Origin of the sequence: Pseudomonas koreensis (genome assembly GCF_012986595.1) — a bacterium.
GTDB classification, from domain to species: Bacteria; Pseudomonadota; Gammaproteobacteria; order Pseudomonadales; family Pseudomonadaceae; genus Aquipseudomonas; species Aquipseudomonas koreensis.
In genome coordinates, this window is the sequence record NZ_JAAQYM010000003.1 from 588,292 (window position 1) to 605,994 (window position 17,703).

At 60.5% G+C, this 17,703-nt stretch carries 16 protein-coding genes; 8 read left to right on the forward strand and 8 right to left on the reverse strand.

Translation table 11 applies throughout. From position 1 onward, the window contains the following. Window positions 1-107: 107 nt before the first annotated feature. Both hexR and HBN98_RS12215 read right to left on the reverse strand, forming a co-directional pair. Window positions 108-974 carry a transcriptional regulator HexR gene (gene hexR / locus HBN98_RS12210; protein WP_007962240.1) on the reverse strand — a complete coding sequence of 289 codons (867 nt, stop codon included), beginning with the start codon at window positions 972-974 and terminating at the stop codon, window positions 108-110. A gap of 127 nt (window positions 975-1,101) precedes the next feature. Then, window positions 1,102-4,032: a putative bifunctional diguanylate cyclase/phosphodiesterase gene (locus HBN98_RS12215; protein ID WP_169844050.1), complete on the reverse strand. Its 2,931-nt coding sequence runs from the start codon at window positions 4,030-4,032 to the stop codon at window positions 1,102-1,104. Window positions 4,033-4,233: 201 nt separating this feature from the next. Here HBN98_RS12215 and uvrD point away from each other — a divergent pair, with 201 nt between their 5' ends. From uvrD to HBN98_RS12235, 4 genes are all read left to right on the forward strand, one after another. Continuing rightward, entirely contained in the window at window positions 4,234-6,417 is a 2,184-nt protein-coding gene (gene uvrD, locus HBN98_RS12220) for a DNA helicase II (RefSeq protein ID WP_064589880.1), read from the forward strand. Between the two features lie 139 nt (window positions 6,418-6,556). Continuing rightward, window positions 6,557-6,997, forward strand: coding sequence for an EamA family transporter (locus HBN98_RS12225; RefSeq protein ID WP_083367502.1), 441 nt, complete (start codon window positions 6,557-6,559; stop codon window positions 6,995-6,997). Between the two features lie 175 nt (window positions 6,998-7,172). Next, window positions 7,173-8,048 carry a Tim44 domain-containing protein gene (locus HBN98_RS12230; protein ID WP_064589882.1) on the forward strand — a complete coding sequence of 292 codons (876 nt, stop codon included), beginning with the start codon at window positions 7,173-7,175 and terminating at the stop codon, window positions 8,046-8,048. A 135-nt stretch (window positions 8,049-8,183) separates the two neighbouring features. Further along, window positions 8,184-8,591, forward strand: coding sequence for an SMI1/KNR4 family protein (locus HBN98_RS12235; RefSeq protein WP_047596914.1), 408 nt, complete (start codon window positions 8,184-8,186; stop codon window positions 8,589-8,591). A gap of 21 nt (window positions 8,592-8,612) precedes the next feature. Here HBN98_RS12235 and HBN98_RS12240 read toward each other — a convergent pair whose 3' ends face one another. Beyond that, window positions 8,613-10,376 (reverse strand): cation:proton antiporter, encoded by a 1,764-nt coding sequence (locus HBN98_RS12240; protein WP_064589883.1) that lies wholly within the window; start codon window positions 10,374-10,376, stop codon window positions 8,613-8,615. Window positions 10,377-10,660: 284 nt separating this feature from the next. On the opposite strand from HBN98_RS12240, the gene HBN98_RS12245 reads away from it, so the two are divergent. Then, on the forward strand, window positions 10,661-11,143 hold the full coding sequence (locus HBN98_RS12245) for an acyl-CoA thioesterase (protein ID WP_003229693.1): 483 nt from the start codon (window positions 10,661-10,663) through the stop codon (window positions 11,141-11,143). A gap of 93 nt (window positions 11,144-11,236) precedes the next feature. Here the strand turns inward: HBN98_RS12245 and pdxY are convergent, their stop codons facing one another. Next, complete coding sequence (gene pdxY, locus HBN98_RS12250) at window positions 11,237-12,109, reverse strand: pyridoxal kinase PdxY (RefSeq protein WP_064589884.1); 873 nt, start codon at window positions 12,107-12,109, stop codon at window positions 11,237-11,239. A gap of 117 nt (window positions 12,110-12,226) precedes the next feature. Between pdxY and HBN98_RS12255 the strand changes: the two genes are divergently transcribed. Beyond that, a complete protein-coding gene (locus HBN98_RS12255; protein ID WP_064589885.1) occupies window positions 12,227-12,640 on the forward strand; it encodes a DUF3301 domain-containing protein in 414 nt (137 codons plus the stop codon). Window position 12,641: 1 nt separating this feature from the next. On the opposite strand, the gene HBN98_RS12260 is transcribed toward HBN98_RS12255, so the two are convergent. Then, window positions 12,642-13,613 carry a CobW family GTP-binding protein gene (locus HBN98_RS12260; protein ID WP_064589886.1) on the reverse strand — a complete coding sequence of 324 codons (972 nt, stop codon included), beginning with the start codon at window positions 13,611-13,613 and terminating at the stop codon, window positions 12,642-12,644. Window positions 13,614-13,640: 27 nt separating this feature from the next. Here HBN98_RS12260 and HBN98_RS12265 point away from each other — a divergent pair, with 27 nt between their 5' ends. Further along, window positions 13,641-13,997 (forward strand): NADH:ubiquinone oxidoreductase, encoded by a 357-nt coding sequence (locus HBN98_RS12265; RefSeq protein ID WP_083367501.1) that lies wholly within the window; start codon window positions 13,641-13,643, stop codon window positions 13,995-13,997. A gap of 11 nt (window positions 13,998-14,008) precedes the next feature. Here the strand turns inward: HBN98_RS12265 and HBN98_RS12270 are convergent, their stop codons facing one another. Together HBN98_RS12270 and zigA are read right to left on the reverse strand one after the other, a co-directional pair. Then, window positions 14,009-14,659 carry a DUF1826 domain-containing protein gene (locus HBN98_RS12270; RefSeq protein WP_083367500.1) on the reverse strand — a complete coding sequence of 217 codons (651 nt, stop codon included), beginning with the start codon at window positions 14,657-14,659 and terminating at the stop codon, window positions 14,009-14,011. Then, complete coding sequence (zigA, locus tag HBN98_RS12275) at window positions 14,659-15,864, reverse strand: zinc metallochaperone GTPase ZigA (protein WP_083367499.1); 1,206 nt, start codon at window positions 15,862-15,864, stop codon at window positions 14,659-14,661. Before zigA ends, HBN98_RS12270 begins: the two co-directional genes overlap by 1 nt. Window positions 15,865-16,101: 237 nt before the next feature. Here zigA and HBN98_RS12280 point away from each other — a divergent pair, with 237 nt between their 5' ends. After that, window positions 16,102-16,479: a glutamine synthetase gene (locus HBN98_RS12280; RefSeq protein ID WP_083367498.1), complete on the forward strand. Its 378-nt coding sequence runs from the start codon at window positions 16,102-16,104 to the stop codon at window positions 16,477-16,479. Here the strand turns inward: HBN98_RS12280 and HBN98_RS12285 are convergent. Beyond that, the gene (locus HBN98_RS12285; RefSeq protein ID WP_083367497.1) at window positions 16,476-17,678 is read right to left on the reverse strand and encodes an N-acetylmuramoyl-L-alanine amidase; all 1,203 of its coding nucleotides are present in this window, start codon (window positions 17,676-17,678) and stop codon (window positions 16,476-16,478) included. The two genes, HBN98_RS12280 and HBN98_RS12285, sit on opposite strands and share 4 nt — an antisense overlap. Window positions 17,679-17,703: the final 25 nt, after the last annotated feature.

Genomic DNA, 17,703 nt, shown 5'->3' on the forward strand with positions numbered 1-17,703 from the left:
AGACTGATGAAAGTTCACTTCGAAAAGCAAAGATCGCAGCCTTCGGCAGCTCCTACAGGGAAATGCATTCCAATGTAGGAGCTGCCGAAGGCTGCGATCTTTTGATCTTAATCGTCCAGCGCTTTCACGGCCTTGGGCGACAGCCGCAAGCTGCGCAGACTGCGCTTCACGCTCTTCAGATGATTGACCAGGCTCGGCCCGCGCGCCATCGCCACGCCCATCGCCAGCACGTCGATCACCACCAGATGGGCGATACGCGAGGTCAGCGGCGTGTAGATTTCGGTGTCTTCGTGCACATCGATCGCCAGGTTGACGGTCGACAGCTCGGCCAACGGCGTCTGGCTCGGGCACAGGGTAATCAACGATGCGCCGCTCTCGCGAACGAGGTTAGCGGTAATCAGCAGGTCCTTGGAGCGTCCGGACTGAGAAATGCAGATCGCCACATCGGTCGGCTTCAAGGTCACCGCCGACATCGCCTGCATGTGCGGGTCGGAGTACGCCGCCGCCGTCAGCAGCAAGCGGAAGAACTTGTGCTGCGCATCCGCCGCCACCGCGCCCGACGCGCCGAAGCCGTAGAACTCGACCCGCTGCGCCTGGGACATCAGCGTCACCGCCCGCTGCAATTCCACCGGGTCGAGCTTCTCGCGCACTTCCATCAGGGTGTGCAGCGTGGTGTCGAAAATCTTCAGGCTGTAGTCGGCGACCGAGTCGTCTTCGTGGATCGCGAACTGACCGAAGCTGGCACCGGCAGCCAGGCTTTGCGCCAGTTTGAGCTTGAGATCCTGAAAACCGGAACAGCCGATGGCCCGGCAGAAACGCACGATGGTCGGCTCACTGATGCCGACGCTGTGGGCCAGGTCGGCCATGGAACTGTGCATCACGGCCGCAGGGTCAAGCAGCACGTGGTCGGCGACCTTGAGCTCCGACTTGCGTAACAGGTGACGTGACTGGGCGATGTGTTGCAGCAGATTCAAGGGGCTGGACTCTTCTTATGGGCAAGGATGTAGCACGCTTGTAGTTATACTACATGAATTGGCTTTTTGCCTGCTCAATGCGTAACTCCATGTCCCCATATCAGGCGCGATGGGGTGCATGTAGCCCTTAAAGCGGATTGCCCTGTTCGCGCAACAGCCCGGCCAGACGCTCGGCCTCCACCGGACGGCTGATCAGATAGCCCTGCACTTCATCGCAGTGCTCGGTGCGTAGAAAATCCAGCTGCTCGGATCGCTCGACCCCTTCGGCCACCACTTTCAACGACAGCCCATGCGCCATGGCGATGATCGCCCGGGTGATAGCCGTATCTTCACTGCCCTGACCCAGCCCGCGAATGAACGCCTGGTCGATCTTCACGTAATCCACCGGGATGCGCTTGAGGTAACTCAGTGACGAATAGCCGGTGCCGAAATCATCGATCGCCAGTTTCACCCCCAGATCACGCAGTTGCTGGAAGGTCGCGATGATGTGTTCGACGCTGTCGAGCAACTGGCTTTCGGTGAGTTCCAGCTCGAGGTAGTGCGGCGCCAGACCGGTTTCTTCCAGCACCTGACGCACCAGGCTGACCAGTTTGCCCTGACGCAGTTGATGCACCGACAGGTTCACCGATACGCGAATCGGCGCCAGCCCCTGCCGCTGCCATTCGCACGCCTGCCAACAGGCTTGGCGCAACACGAATTCGCCGATCGGCCCGATCAATCCGGTTTCCTCGGCCAGACCGATGAAATCCCCCGGCGGCACCCGACCCATGGTCGGATGATCCCAGCGCACCAGCGCTTCTGCCGCATTCAGACGTCCGGTCTGCAGGCACAGCTTCGGTTGGTAGAACACCTTGAGCTGTTTGTCCTCGATGGCTTTGCGCAGTTGGTTTTCCAACTGCAAGCGCTCAAGGGTGCTGGCCTGCAGGCTGTCGGTGTAGAACTGGAAATTGTTGCCGCCCAGATGCTTGGCGTGTTGCATGGCCATGTTCGACTGACTGACCAGCGCGGAAATCTCCCGGGCGTTGTCCGGCAGCATGCTGATGCCCATCGAGGCACTGACCACCAGCTCATGCCCTTCGACTGTCAGTGGCAGGCGCAGCTTGCTCGACAGCCGCGTGGCGACCCGCGCCAGGCTCGACAGGTTGCCGTAGGCATCGAACAACACGGCAAATTCGTCACCCGACAGTCGGGCGATGGTGTCAGCCTCCGGCAACGCGTTGACCAGGCGCCGAGCCATTTTCTGCAGCAACTGATCCGCCACCTCGTGACCGAGGCTGTCGTTGAGCAACTTGAAACGATCCAGATTGATGTGCAGCAACGCCAGGCTACGTCGTCCGCCCTGACGCACGCGCTGATGGGCTTCGTGCAAGCGCTCGCGGAACAGCGAGCGGTTGGCCAGCCCGGTGAGTTCATCGTAGTGGGTCAAGTAGCGCATGCGTTCTTCGGATTCGCGCCGCGCTGAAAGATCGGCGAAGAAGCCGACGATATGACTGACATTTCCCCGACTGTCGCGCACCGCGTTGAGCTGCAGCCACTGCGGATACAGCTCGCCGTTCTTACGGGTCTCGACCAGCTCGCCCTGCCAGCTGCCGTGCTGCTCCAGCGCGTGGCGGATCGAGACATAGTGCCGCCGCGCATCACGGCTGCACGGCAGTTCGACGACATTGCGCCCGAGCATGTCTTCAATGTCATAACCGGTGACCCGGCTGAACGCCTGATTGATCGCGATCAACGCATAGTTCGGGTCGAGAATGACGATGCCTTCGCTGGCAGCTTCAAACACCGTGGCTGCCAGCCGCTGTTGTTCTTCGAGACTTTTGCTGACGCTGATGTCGCGCCGGGTGCCGACCATGCGGATCACCCGCCCGCTGTCACTGCGCTCCACGGCCCGGCCGCGATCCTCGATCCACACCCAATGGCCGTCGCCGTGACGCACGCGGTATTCGATCTGATAGTCCTCGGTGCGGCCCTTCAGGTGCTCGATCAGCGCCTGCTTGAGCGGCGGCACATCCTCGGGGTGCAGGCGTGGTTTAAGGTCGCGCAGGATCGCCGTGACGTATTCCGGCGCGAGGCCGAACAATTCCTGGATCTGCGTGTGGTGGACTTCGTCGGTTTGCAGGTTCCAGTCCCACAGCCCCAGTTCGCTGGCCTTCAATGCCAGGGCCAGCCGTGCTTCGCTTTTGCTCAGCGCCTGGTTGGCCACGTCCAGTTCGCGGCTGCGCTGCGCCACCCGGTCTTCCAGCTCGACCTGCGCCTCGCGCAATGCACTTTCGGCACAGCGCCGTTGCTCGACCTCTTTGCCCAGCGCCTGATTGAGCTGCTCGCTGCAGCTCTGGGCCTGCTGTAAATGCTCGATCAGGTGCTGATTCTGAAAGCGCCGCAACAACCCGCGATCAATCAACCGGTTGACCTGCCACGCCACCACGCTCAGCGAGCCGAGCAGGATCAGGCCCAGCCAGCCCCAGCCACGCGCCTGCTCGTCACCGCCCCAGAACAGATAACCGATCGCCGGCAGCAGACACGGCAAGGTAAAAGACAGAAACGCCGGCAGGCTGACGGCGTAGGCAACACTGGCCGACAGCGTCGCGGCGCCGATCAGGCCGAACACCCAGGCTTGCTGCATGAAGTTGTCAGCGGGCACCAGCGCGATGCCGGCGCCGGCCAGGGTCAGGCCGGTCATGGTCGAGCCGAGCAGGAACATGCGGAACCAGATCGGGTGGGCCTGACGGTCGGGAATCGCCGAATCGAACGCGGCGACCTGAATTACCCGCAGCGCCACCAGCGACAACAACCAGACCAGCCAGATGCTGACCACGAAATAGCGCTGCGGACTCCAGAGCAAACCGGCGCAGACCAGACCATTGAGTAACATGAACAACGTGGGCAGCAGCGAGCCCTGATACAGCAGGCGCGTGCGTTCAACCGCCATTTCGGTGGCGTAATGCTTGCGGATGACCCGGGGTTCCACAGAGGGGCCCGACAGGTCTGAGCTGAGGGTCTTTTGCAATGTTTTTGTTCTTATAAGAGTGAGCATGGGCCCGAAACGTGGACGGAGCATACACAAGCCGACCCCGTTGCCAAACTGCTCCAGATCACAAATTGCAGGAAACGTTTGCCCGCCCGATCACCGGCAAAACCCGCAAAGCGAGACGGGCCGACGCCTGTAGCCAGTGACCGACCGGTCGTCATCGGCAGCACTTTCATCGGCTAATGCAAAGCTCGGTTTGCCCGGGCCTGCGGCGCACCCTAGAATGCCCCGATGCGCGATGATCTCTCCCTTCTGCTGAACTCTCTCAACGATGCCCAACGCCAGGCCGTAGCAGCCCCCGTTGGCCGTCAGTTGGTCCTGGCCGGTGCCGGCTCTGGTAAAACCCGAGTGCTGGTGCACCGTATCGCCTGGTTGATCCAGGTCGAAAACGCCTCGCCCCACTCCATTCTGTCGGTGACCTTCACCAACAAGGCCGCTGCCGAGATGCGTCACCGCATCGAGCAGTTGCTGGGTATCAACCCGGCCGGCATGTGGGTCGGCACCTTCCACGGCCTGGCGCACCGCTTGCTGCGGGCGCACTGGCAGGAAGCGGGCCTGAGCCAGACCTTCCAGATTCTCGACAGCGACGACCAGCAACGCTTGGTCAAGCGGGTGATCCGCGAGCTGGGGCTGGACGAACAACGCTGGCCGGCCCGTCAGGCCCAGTGGTTCATCAACGGGCAGAAAGACGAAGGTCTGCGTCCGCAACACATTCAGGCCAGCGGCGATTTGTACCTGGCGACCATGCGCGGCATCTATGAGGCCTACGAGGCTGCCTGCCAGCGCGCCGGCGTCATCGATTTCTCCGAACTGCTGCTGCGCGCCCTCGACCTGTGGCGCGATCACCCCGGCCTGCTGGCGCATTATCAGAAGCGCTTCCGGCACATTCTGGTGGACGAGTTCCAGGACACCAACGCCGTGCAGTACGCCTGGTTGCGTCTGCTCGGCAAGGGCGGCGACAGCCTGATGGTGGTCGGCGACGACGATCAGTCGATCTACGGCTGGCGCGGCGCGAAAATCGAGAACATTCATCAGTATTCGTCCGACTTCCCGGATTCGGTGACCATTCGTCTGGAGCAGAACTACCGCTCCACCGCCGGCATCCTCAAGGCCGCCAATGCCCTGATCGCCAACAACACCGGGCGTCTGGGCAAAGAGCTGTGGACCGACGGTGGCGACGGCGAAGCAATCAACCTGTATGCCGCGTTCAACGAACACGATGAAGCGCGCTATGTTGTCGAAACCATCGAAAGTGCGCTGAAAACCGGCCTAGCCCGCAGCGATATCGCGATTCTCTACCGCTCCAACGCCCAATCGCGCGTTTTGGAAGAAGCGTTGCTGCGTGAGCGTATTCCGTACCGCATCTATGGCGGCCAGCGCTTCTTCGAGCGCGCAGAAATCAAGAACGCCATGGCCTACCTGCGTCTGCTCGAAGGTCGCGGCAACGATGCCGCGCTGGAACGGGTGATCAACGTGCCGGCCCGTGGCATTGGCGAAAAAACCGTCGAAGCGATCCGCGACCATGCACGCCACAGCGATGTGTCGATGTGGGAAGCGATGCGCCAGCTGGTCGCCAATAAAGGCCTGACCGGTCGCGCCGCTGGTGCGCTGGGTGCGTTTATCGAACTGATCGAGAACCTCGCCGCCAAGTGCATGGAGATGCCGCTGCACCTGATGACCCAGACTGTCATCGAGCAATCGGGGCTGATCGCTTATCACGAAGCGGAAAAAGGCGAGAAAGGCCAGGCCCGGGTGGAAAACCTTGAGGAACTGGTCAGCGCCGCGCGCAACTTCGAGAACACCGAAGAAGACGAAGAGCTGTCGCCACTGGCGGCGTTCCTCGGCCACGCTTCGCTGGAAGCCGGTGATACCCAGGCCGACGAGCACGAAGACAGCATTCAGCTGATGACCCTGCACAGCGCCAAAGGTCTGGAATTCCCTTACGTGTTCCTGGTGGGCATGGAAGAAGGCCTGTTCCCGCACAAGATGAGCCTGGAAGAACCGGGTCGCCTTGAAGAAGAACGCCGTCTGGCCTACGTCGGCATCACCCGGGCCATGCAGAATCTGGTGATGACCTATGCTGAAACCCGACGCCTGTACGGCAGCGAAACCTACAACAAGGTCTCGCGTTTCGTCCGTGAAGTGCCGAAAGGCTTGATTCAGGAAGTACGTCTGTCGAACAGCGTCAGCCGACCGTTCGGCGGCAACCAGTCGATGAGCGGCAGCAACCTGTTCAGTGGCAGCGAGATTCCGGAAACCGGCTTCAGCCTCGGACAGGCGGTGCGTCACTCGGTCTTCGGCGACGGTGTGATCCTGAACTTCGAGGGTGCCGGCGCGCAGGCGCGGGTGCAGGTGAATTTCAGTGAAGGCAGCAAGTGGCTGATGCTCGGGTACGCGAAGCTGGAAGCGATCTGACGCCGGTTTCGCTTTTCTGTGGGAGCGAGCCTGCTCGCGAATGACATAACCGTGGTTGATCTGATAACCGCAGTGTGGCTTTCGCGAGCCGGCTCGCTCCCACATGGTCGGCGTTGGATGATCTAACAAGGACATATCCATGGGCTCGGGCTTCTTTTCTTCGTGGACATTCTGGGCCCTGCTCTCGGCGACTTTCGCCGCGCTGACGGCGATCTTCGCCAAAGTCGGCATCGAAAACGTCAATTCCGACTTCGCCACCCTGCTGCGCACCATCGTGGTCCTGGTCAGTCTGGCCTTGATTTTGTACGCCACGGGCCAATATCAGTCCTTGGGATCGATTTCCGCCAGGAGCTACCTGTTCCTGCTGTTGTCCGGTCTGGGTACCGGCGCGTCTTGGCTGTGCTATTTCCGCGCATTGAAAGTCGGCCCGGCTTCTCTGGTTGCGCCCGTGGACAAGCTCAGCGTGGTGCTGGTGGCGGTGCTCGGCGTGATCCTGTTGGGCGAGAAACTCGACCTGCGCCAATGGGGCGGCATCGGCCTGATCACAGCCGGTGTGGTGATGCTGGCGTTTCGTCGCTAAGCCATTTCTTGCTGAACCTATCCCATTTTCCTACAGACAAAAGTACATGGCCTTATTGCCTCGACCGAGCTGAACGTAACCTGTCAGGCAAAAGCCCGAAACACTCTCTCGCTAGCCAGTAACACTTCAGCTGTGCAACATGGCGCGCGTGTCTCCACAAACGGGAATTCCCTTTATGAAACGTTTTCTTAGCATCGCCATGGCGTTGTGCATCGGCCTGACGATGAGCCTCGACGCCAACGCCAAGCGCTTCGGTGGTGGCAAAAGCGCCGGCGCTGCGCCGACGCACCAGACCAGCCAGATGGCTCCTTCTTCCCCAGGCATGGGCGGCGCAGCAGCGACCGCAGGTGCTGCCGGCGCTGCCGGTGCCGCTGCCAAGGCGGGCGGCGCTTCGAAATGGCTCGGCCCGCTGGCCGGTATCGCCGCCGGTGGCCTGCTCGCGTCCATGTTCATGGGCGGCGGCTTCCAGGGCATGCAGATCTTCGACATCCTGATCATGGCCGTGATCGCGTTCGTGATCTTCCGCTTCATCGCCGCCCGTCGACGCAAGCAGCAGGAGCACCTGGCTCCGGCCGGCGCGCCGATGCAGCGTGAAGTGTTCGAGCAGAAGCCTGCTGCCATGGGCTCGATCTTCGGTGGTTCGGCTGCTCCGGTTGCCGCTCGTCCGGTAATCAACGCGCCAGCCTGGTTCAACGAACAGAACTTCCTCGCCGCTGCGCGCAGCCACTTCCAGTCGCTGCAGCAGCACTGGGACGCCAACGAAATGGACAAGATCGCCGAGTTCGTGACCCCGCAAATGCTCGAGTTCCTCAAGCGTGAGCGTGCGGACCTGGGCGACGGCTTCCAGTCGACCTACATCGACAACCTGCAAGTGCAGCTGGACGGCGTGGATGATCGTGCCGACAAGACCATCGCCACCCTGACCTTCAGCGGCGTGTCGAAGACTTCGCGCTTCGACCAGGGCGAAGTGTTCAGCGAAAGCTGGAACATGGAACGTCCGCAGGGCGAGAACCAGCCTTGGCTGGTCGCGGGTATCCGCCAGAACGGCTGATCCCTCTGCACTGCGCATGCGGTAATAAAACCCCAGCCTCGGCTGGGGTTTTCTATTTCACGGTTGCATCTATAGCGAGCTACTGTATAAACCGGCCCATATAAACCGCGCCATTCAAGCAAGAGGATCCCGGACGTGGAAGAAATCATCGAACAACTGCGCGAAGCCAACGAACCCGTACCGGTTCCCCTGGAATTGCCTGACGAAGACCAGTTGGTGGAGATCGAAGAAGAACTCTTCATCAACATCCCGTTCGTCTTCAAAGAGTTTCTGCTGACTGTCAGCGACGTGGTTTACGGCAGCCTCGAGCCGGTGACCGTCACCGACCCGCAATCGCACACCTACCTGCCGGATGTCGCGGCCAATGCGTGGGACATCGGCGTACCGCGTGACCTGATCCCGATCTGCCAGGATGGCGACAACTACTACTGCGTCGAAGAAGACGGCACGGTGGTGCTGTGGTCCGGCGAAGAAGAGCTGATCACCGAAGAATCCTGGGAATCGGTGTGGCACTGGGCGCGGGACGTCTGGCTGGAAAGCTGATCCGCCCAGCGCCCCGGGTGGTCAATGCCCCGACGACTCCTTGTGGTTGTCGAGGGTCTCCAGCAAGGCCACCTGCATCCGCGTGTGCACGCGGATGAACCAGCGCCAGAGCAGCGCCGCCACGGCGGCCGCGACCACGGCGATCAGCACCAGCAACTTGTTGGTCGGCAGAATACTGGCCGACAAGGCTGCCAACAGCAGGAAAATCACCAGCAGCGAGAGGATCGGGATCACTTCGGAGATCACCCGGCGCACTCGCTGCGTGTGCCGCCCGGCCATCTCCGGCTTCACGCCCATCTCCGCCAGCAACATCGACAGCGCCTTGAGCTTGCGATACGCCGCGATCAGAAACGGCAACGACAGCAACAGCGCCCCGCCCCAGATCAGTGCTTTCTGCCAGCTCGGATCGCCGATCCAGTCCTGCATCCACACCGACAGCCGACCGGCAAAGAACGCACCGCTGAAGAAAATCGCGATCACCAGCGCCAGGTTGACCCCGACCTGCAACAGGATCCGCCGAATCATCGCCGCCAGCATCGCGCCCTCGCCTTGCGGCTGGATGCTGCGCAGCCATTCGCCATACATCCCTAACACCCGCCCCAGGCGCTTGGGCACGGCGGCAGAGAGCTTGATCGACAATGGATCGGCCGCACGGATCAGGTACGGCGTCAGCAGGGTGGTGATCACCGATACCGCCACCGCCACCGGGTACAGGAAGTTGCTGGTGACCTGCAGCGTCATTCCGAGCGCAGCGATGATGAAGGAAAATTCGCCAATCTGTGACAGCCCCATCCCTACGCGCAGTGAGGTGCGTCCGTCATTGCCGGCGATAAAGGCACCGAGGCCGCAGGACAACATCTTGCCGAGCACCACGGCCACGGTGATAACGGCAATCGGCCACGCGTATTGCAGCAGGATCATCGGATCGAGCATCAACCCGATAGCGACGAAAAAGATCGCACTGAACAAGTCGCGCACCGGCTCGATCAAGCGCTCGATTTTCAGCAGTTGCCGCGATTCAGCCATGATCGCGCCGATCAGGAAAGCGCCAAGCACCATGCTGTATTCGAGCTTGACCACCAGCAGGCAGAAGCCGAAACACAGGCCGAGCACGGTGATCAGCAGCATCTCGTTGCTTTCGAATTTGGCGACATACGCCAGCAGGCGCGGCACCAACAGAATGCCGACCACCAGCGCGACGATCATGAACAACGACAGCTTGCCGACCGTGGAAAACACTTCGCCCGAACTGACCGTACCGCTGACGGCGATGCTCGACAGCAAGGCGATGATGCCGATGCCGAGGATATCCTCGACGATCAGCACACCGAAGATCAGTTGGGCAAAGCGCTCGTTCTTCATCTTCAGGTCGTTGAGCGCCTTGACGATGATGGTGGTCGAGGAGATTGCCAGGATCGCGCCGAGGAACAGCGAGTCCATGGTGTTCCAGTCGAACCAGCGGCCAATCTCGTAGCCGATCCAGATCATCAGCACGATCTCGAGGAACGCCGCGATAAACGCCGTGGCGCCGACCTTGAACAACTTGCGCAGGCTGAACTCCAGCCCAAGGCAGAACATCAGGAAGATCACCCCCAGCTCGGCGAGGGTCTTGATGGTTTCTTCGTCGTGGATCAGGCCGAACGGCGGGGTGTGCGGGCCGATGATGAAACCGGCGACGATGTAACCGAGTACCACCGGCTGCTTGAAGCGGTGAAACAGCACGGTGACCACACCTGCGACCAACATGATCACTGCCAGGTCCTGAATAAAGCTGATGGCATGCATGGTGTGGGCTCCTTGTATGACGTGACCCGCCGTCAGACATCAGAAAGGTCTGAGCAAGCAGGGTAAAAAATCCGCTTTTTGTGTGGGAATTGGCCTTGGGCAGGGCCTTTTGCAGGTTAACACCGCGACTTGCGGCTGGAAGGCGGTGCAATATAAGGAAACAGATCGATCCCGGCGTGACGGCAGCCAGTCGCCTGGCGTCCCGATAACGGTGCTTTTGAAAAAGCGACCAGGCACCCGCAGAGGTGCTTCCAGCCACCCCAGCCTTGATCCGTGAGAACGTTATGGAACCCGGAAACGCCCAACTGTCGATGACGGTACTGATGACCCCCGACATGGCCAACTTCTCTGGCAATGTCCACGGCGGTACCCTGCTCAAATACCTCGACGAAGTGGCCTACGCCTGCGCGAGCCGCTATGCCGGCCGCTACGTGGTGACGCTGTCGGTGGATCAGGTGATTTTCCGCGAGCCGATCCATGTCGGTGAACTGGTGACCTTCCTGGCGTCGGTCAACTACACCGGCAACACCTCGATGGAAGTCGGCATCAAAGTGGTGACCGAAAACATCCGCGAGCGCTCGGTGCGCCATACCAACAGCTGCTTCTTCACCATGGTCGCGGTGGATGACCAGCGCAAACCGGCCGCCGTGCCGCCGCTGCAACCGCAGAACAGCGAAGACAAGCGCCGCTACATGCAGGCCCAGCAACGCCGGCAGATTCGTCAGGAGCTGGAGAAGCGTTATCAGGAGATCAAGGGCGACGCTTAAAGCAAAAGATCGCCGCCTTCGGCAGCGCCTACAAGGGAACTTATAACCCTGCAGGAGCTGCCGGAAGCTGCGATCTTTTGAACGATAATGCGATTACAGACTGATCGCCGTCGCCTCGAACTTCACCCGCGGATGCGCAATCCGGTCCTGCGCCCGCACCAGTTGCAGCTCATAACTGGCACACGCCTGGGTCTCCAGCAGCACTTCATGCACCGCCGCTGCGGTGAACTCGAACGCCGCCACCAGACTGTCACCCAGCAGCACCCGCGCCAGGAACAGGCCGGACGTCAGATCGCCCACGCCCACCGGCTGACGCGGAAACGCCAGCAGCGGACGGCGCAGGTGCCAGCTTTCATCGGCGGTCACCAACAACATCTCGAAACCCTCCGCCGGCTTGCCCGGATAATCCAGATGCTTGACCAACACCGCTTTCGGGCCGCGCGCCAGCAGCGCCCGGGCCATCGCCAGGCAGTCGAACAGCGACTGCGGCTTGCGTCCGGAGAAACTGTCCAGTTCCAGCTGGTTCGGGCACATGATGTCCGCCACCGCCGCCGCCTCTTCCAGCAAGAAGTCGCTGACTTCGGCCGGCACACTGCAGCCTTTTTCCGGATGGCCCATCACCGGATCGCACAGGTACAAGGCCTTTGGATTGACTGCCTTGATGCGCTCGACGCCACTGAGAATCGCCCGGCCCTGCGCCGCGCTACCCAGATAACCGGAAAGCACTGCGTCGCAGTTGCCCAGCTCGCCGATGGCAGCAATGCCTTCGACCAGCTCGGGAATCTGGTGCGGCGCCAGCACCTCACCGGCCCATTGCCCGTACTGGGTGTGATTGGAAAACTGCACGGTGTTGAGCGGCCAGACGTTCACCCCGACCCGCTGCATCGGAAAAACCGCGGCGCTGTTGCCGGCGTGGCCGAAGACCACATGGGACTGAATGGCGAGCAGATGAGGCGTACGTTTCATTCGGGTTATTCCGTAAAACGATTGAAATTCAAGCCGCGCAGTATGCGACGAAACACAGCCTGTACGACAGACCGGCGACGCAGTTAAGCTGGGCTTATCTTTTGGAGTTTCCTGTTGATGCTGACCCTTGAAAACATCTTCGTGCTGATGCTGTTCGCCGCTGCCGGTGCGTGGCTATGGCACAACCACGGCTTGCGCGAACGGGCACTGGAGCGGGTCAAGCAGCATTGCATCAACGTCGGCGTCGAGCTGCTGGACGGTAACGTCGCGTTGAAAAAAATCGGCTTGATCAAGGATGCCAGCGGTCGGCGGCGTCTGGCCCGGGTCTACAACTTCGAGTTCACCGTGACCGGCGAAACCCGGCACAACGGCACCATCACCCAGTTTGGCGCGCACAGTGCGCAGATCGAACTGGCGCCCTACCCGGCCCCGTTCGACGAGACGCCGCCGGTGGTCGAAGTCAGTCGCCCACGGGCCGAAGTGATCGAGTTGAGCCAGTGGCGCCAGGAACACAACAAGTGGAAGCCATAAACTAATCCGCTTGAACCCGGCATTGCGCCAGGCCTGCCTGCAAATCATCGACATTCTGCGGATCGGTGAAGATCAGCTCGATACGTGAATCCCTGCGCCATTCGCTGAGCTGCCAATGGAGCCCGGCGTTATCCAGAGCGTTGGCCGAAACCCAGCCCTCGGCGCTGTGGATAACCAGTTTGGCCCGCCGCCAATTCAGCGCTCGCAGCCATTCGCTCACGCGCTGCGTATCGAACGTCTGGCCCGGGTGCCAACGCCAGCCGATGCTCCAGCCACCCTCCTGCGCCTGATTCAGGCAAATCGGCACGGCCGGGTCACTCCAGAGTGCCGGGATTGACCCCGCCCCCTTGGGCTCGACAAAGTTATCCACACCCGCTACCGCTTGCGCCGCCACACCTGGCAACTCGCGCAAAGGCAATTGCGCTTGTAGCGTCCAAATCAACCTGACCGGTGGCAGGCGCTTGGCGATGGCCTGCCGCACCGCCTCATCCAGACTTTCGGCCTTGTTCAGCAACAGCAGACCGGCACTGGCCAGAGCGTCCTGCTGAGCGGCCGGCAAAGACTTCCCGGCAGCAAGCGCCTGGGCGTCCAGCACCAACACACAAGGCTGTACCGCGAGTACACCCAGCCATGGTGCTTCACTCAACTGCTTGAGCAACTGCGCCGGATGGCCCAAACCGGACGGCTCGATGAACAGCCGATCCGGCCGGGCTTTACGCAATAAACGGCCGAGGCCGATCTGGAACGGTGCACCATTGACGCAACACAAGCAGCCCCCGGCGACCTCGCCCAGTGCGATACCATCGCTGTCGCGGGTCAGCAGTGCGGCGTCGAGGCCGATCTGGCCGAATTCGTTGATCAGCACCGCCCAGCGCTCGCCTTCAGGCCGTTGCGCCATGAGCTGGCGAATCAGGCTGGTCTTGCCGGCGCCCAAAGGGCCGGCGATCACATGAGTAGGAATGTTCTGCAACATGGCTAGGCGTTTCTGAGGGGATTGGACATGCGTTGGATGGGATGGTCGTTGCTGTGGATGCTGCTGTCGAGCGAAGCCTTGGCTCAAGCCTGCGTTGTGCACAGCCAGGGCGAGCGGCTCGACGTCAAAGTCTGCCAGCAGAACCGCAATATTCCCGAGAAACTGTTCAGCGATGGCTTCTGCAAACCGACCCTGGCCGGGCAGAACGTCGATGTGCAGTATGCCGATCAATGCCCAAGCGGCGCGTTCGGCGTGTGCAGTAACGCGCAAGTTGCCAATATGCCCTATCGCCAGGATATCCACTATTACGGGGTCGCCTCCGACACGGCGTATTTGCGGCCGTATTGCGAAGGCCAGAGCCAGGGCAAGTGGCTCAAGCCTTGAGCCTTGAGCCGTCAGCCGAGCCAGTCGAGGGTCAGCAGCAGGCGTCGTTCGCCCGCTGCCGGTTGCGGAGAACGATGAATCAGGCCGAAGCCTTCGTTGCCGTGCCACTTCTCGCCTTTCAATAGCGCCACGTCACCGCTCTGCAGTTGCTGGACGTTCGCCATGTCCCGTGGTTCGGCGTTTGCCTGACCCAATTGCTCGCGATCCATCACCCCTTCCTTGAGCCACTGACTGCCGATCCCGCCGTAGGTTGTGATCAAGCGCACCGGCACATGATCGACATGAAAACGCGGGCACATGGCCTTATCCAGTACGCGCAGACGCAGGCCAACGCGGCGCGCGCCCAGCAGGCAAGCGAAGGCACTGACCAGCCATTGCAGATCGGCGATAAAGCCTTCGTAGCCTTCCAGATCACGAAACCCGGCAGCCAGTGCGCCGAGGTCGGGATCGGCGTCTTCATCCGGCAATTCGATGCAGAGCGATTCCGCCAGGGGATCATTGAGCGACAGCAGTAACTCTGCGAAATCAGCGATGTGCAACGGCAGTTGGCGCTGCCACACCGCGAGGTTGACGTCGTCCTCAAGGATTCGCGTCAGCGTTTTCGGCGTCCCCCCCTGATGCTGATGGCGCACGCGGTTTTGCTTCAGTGTGAGCGCAAGCATCAGGCAGCCTCATCGTGCCAAGGGCCGAAGGGGTCCGGCAGCGTGCGCCAACTCTCAACGCCGGCAGCCATTTCCGCATCCGTCAGCAAGCAGGCGTCGAGCTCGGCAGTGAGCTGTAGGAAATCGATGTTCTGACCAATGAACACCAGTTCCTGACGGCAATCTCCGACGCTCGGTGTCCAGTTTTTCATGATCGCTGCCGTACTTTCCTGATCCTGCGGCCATTGGTCTTTCGGGACGAAACGCCACCAGCGCCCAGCGAAACCGTGGCGCATCAGGCCGCCAGCCTGCGACCAGCTGCCCGCCTCCGTGGCCTTGCTGGCGAGCCAGAAGAAGCCTTTGGAGCGCAGCAATTTGCCGTTCGTCCATGGACGGTCGATGAAGTGGTAGAAGCGCTGCGGGTGGAACGGTCGGCGTGCGCGGTAAGCCGTGGAAGCAATGCCGTACTCGGTAGTTTCCGGCACATGTTCACCGCGCAACTCCTGCAGCCACCCCGGAGCCTGAGCGGCCTTGTCGAAATCGAAACGGCCTGTGTTGAGGATTTTCTGCAGCGGCACTTCGCCCATCACCATCGGAATGATTTCCGCTTGGGCATTGAGGCGCTTGAGGATTGCTGTCAGCTCGTCACGGTCCTGGCGGCTGATAAGGTCGATCTTGCTGATCAGCAGGACGTCGGCGAACTCGATTTGCTCGATCAACAGGTCGGTAATCGAGCGTTCGTCTTCCTCTCCCAAAGTCTCTCCCCGGGAAGCGAGGCTCTCGGCCGCCTGGTAGTCGAGGAGGAAGTTCATCCCATCGACTACCGTCACCATGGTGTCGAGGCGCGCTACGTCAGCGAGGCTCTGGCCCTGCTCATCGCGGAAGGTGAATGTTTCCGCGACCGGCAGCGGTTCGGAAATGCCGGTGGATTCGATGAGCAAGTAATCGAAACGGCCTTCGCGGGCGAGTTTGCTCACTTCTTCCAGCAGGTCTTCGCGTAACGTACAGCAGATACAGCCGTTGCTCATCTCCACCAGTTTTTCTTCAGCACGGTTCAGGCTGACATCGCGCTGAACTTCGCTGCCATCAATATTGATTTCGCTCATATCGTTAACGATGACCGCGACGCGCAAGCCCTCTCGATTACGTAGTACGTAATTCAAAAGTGTACTTTTTCCGGCACCGAGAAAGCCCGAAAGAACGGTCACGGGAAGTGGCGATGACATTGGATAATCCTCTTCAGGGAGTGGCCGATGGGCGTTTACGCCGGGTATTGGCGTAACGCACCGCGTTCTTAGGCTTCAAAACAGTATTGTCGCGGAAGCAGACGCTAGAAATCGGCGAGGGCAGCAGGCTCAATTCAATTTAATGTTATAGTATAACAATATGAATAAGCTAGCCCCGCCCTTGCCCAAGCCGATAAAGAGCCGGAAGCTGCATGCATGCAGCCATCGAGAACCGTGATGAAAATTGCCCTTAAATGCTCGTTGTTGAGCCTTGCATTGCTCTCGGGTGCCGACGCCTGGGGACAAACGCCAACGCTCGCCCACTGCACACGCAGCGCCAATCTGCTGGCCTGCGTCGACGCTCAAGGCAATGCCTACAGCGTGAACACCGTGGGCAGCACGATTTACCTGCGGGGCTTTGAAAAGGATGGCAAACGTTACTGGGCGCAGACCAATAGCCGTTTCGGCCAACTGACATTCTTCACCGGGATCGCCTCTGACGGTGAAGCCTGGGTTGGCTACACCCGTCGAGTCGGCTGGACGACGATCAATCGCTTTTCCAGCTCGGGAGGCAGCAGTGCGAAGTTCACCTGCAGCCGCATCACTGGCTGCTAAACCTGTGTCTTTTGCTGTTCCTGCTGCCAGGCGATATAGCTGTCGATCGGCGGATTCTTCTGAAAATAGCGCTGCAATCCTTCAAATAATCCATTGGCGATAGCCTGCTGGTGCCGAGCGGTGACCAGTCGCTGGCTGTCACGTGCATTGGAGATGAAGCCGGTTTCCACCAGAATCGACGGCACATCCGGCGACTTCAACACGGCAAATCCCGCCTGCTCCACGCGCTTCTGATGCAGCGTGGTAATGCCTTCCAAACTACCGAGTATGTTGCTGCCAAGTTGCAGGCTGGCGGCGATGGTGGCGTTCATCGACATATCGAGAATCACGCCGGCGAGCATCGGGTCCTTGTCCTTGAGATTGAGCAGGCTGGTCGCGCCGAGCAGATCCGCGCCGTTCTCGCGCTGCGCCATAAAGCGCGCGGTCGCTGACGTCGCGCCGCCTTCGGACAGGCAATACACCGATGCGCCTGACGCCGTCAGACGCGGTGCCGCATCGGCATGCACAGAGATAAACATGTCGGCTTTGTGCTGACGGGCGATATCCACACGCTTGCGAAGGGGCACGAAAAAGTCGTCGTTGCGCACCAGCTTCACGTCGAACCCCTTCTCCCTTTTCAGGCGTTTGGCGAGCAATCGTGCGATGGACAACACCACATCTTTTTCCCGCTCACCCTTGGCACCGACCGCGCCGGGGTCCTTACCGCCATGTCCTGGGTCGACTACGACAACGATGTCGCGTTTGGCGTGAGCCTTACTAGAAGGTGTTTCACGTGGAACCATTGCCGTATTTGAGGCCTGTTTGGCATTCACCAGATCCAGCACCAAGCGGTGGCCTTGGCCATCCTGAGGCGCCAACAAAAAGCTGTTCAATAGCACTGGATTGTTCAGATCGAGAACGATCCGCGTATCACCCTGACCAAAATGTCCGGAGCGGATGGAGCGAATTGCCGTATCCGCCAACACCAACTGACTGAAGTTACCGCTCAAACTCGCCCCGGAGAGATCAATGATCAAGCGCTCCGGCGCACTCAGAGCAAAGGTTTTGTAACGCACCGGACCGCTCAAATCGAAGACCAATCGCAGCCTTTCATCCGAACGCCAGAGTCGCGCATTACGTACTTGGGTAGCCGAAACACTGAACGGCAAAGCGAAAGCTGCGCTGGCCAGGAACAAATTGAGCAAGTGGCGTCTGTGCATATGAAGACCCGTTCATGAAAAAGGC

Coding starts and splice junctions, on each gene's coding strand:
- HBN98_RS12215 (WP_169844050.1), bottom strand. CDS start 4,032: ATGCTCCGTCCACGTTTCGGGCCCATGCTCACTCTTATAAGAACAAAA.
- uvrD (WP_064589880.1), top strand. CDS start 4,234: ATGCGCGATGATCTCTCCCTTCTGCTGAACTCTCTCAACGATGCCCAA.
- HBN98_RS12225 (WP_083367502.1), top strand. CDS start 6,557: ATGGGCTCGGGCTTCTTTTCTTCGTGGACATTCTGGGCCCTGCTCTCG.
- HBN98_RS12230 (WP_064589882.1), top strand. CDS start 7,173: ATGAAACGTTTTCTTAGCATCGCCATGGCGTTGTGCATCGGCCTGACG.
- HBN98_RS12240 (WP_064589883.1), bottom strand. CDS start 10,376: ATGCATGCCATCAGCTTTATTCAGGACCTGGCAGTGATCATGTTGGTC.
- HBN98_RS12245 (WP_003229693.1), top strand. CDS start 10,661: ATGGAACCCGGAAACGCCCAACTGTCGATGACGGTACTGATGACCCCC.
- pdxY (WP_064589884.1), bottom strand. CDS start 12,109: ATGAAACGTACGCCTCATCTGCTCGCCATTCAGTCCCATGTGGTCTTC.
- HBN98_RS12255 (WP_064589885.1), top strand. CDS start 12,227: ATGCTGACCCTTGAAAACATCTTCGTGCTGATGCTGTTCGCCGCTGCC.
- HBN98_RS12260 (WP_064589886.1), bottom strand. CDS start 13,613: ATGTTGCAGAACATTCCTACTCATGTGATCGCCGGCCCTTTGGGCGCC.
- HBN98_RS12265 (WP_083367501.1), top strand. CDS start 13,641: ATGCGTTGGATGGGATGGTCGTTGCTGTGGATGCTGCTGTCGAGCGAA.
- HBN98_RS12270 (WP_083367500.1), bottom strand. CDS start 14,659: ATGCTTGCGCTCACACTGAAGCAAAACCGCGTGCGCCATCAGCATCAG.
- zigA (WP_083367499.1), bottom strand. CDS start 15,864: ATGTCATCGCCACTTCCCGTGACCGTTCTTTCGGGCTTTCTCGGTGCC.
- HBN98_RS12280 (WP_083367498.1), top strand. CDS start 16,102: ATGAAAATTGCCCTTAAATGCTCGTTGTTGAGCCTTGCATTGCTCTCG.
- HBN98_RS12285 (WP_083367497.1), bottom strand. CDS start 17,678: ATGCACAGACGCCACTTGCTCAATTTGTTCCTGGCCAGCGCAGCTTTC.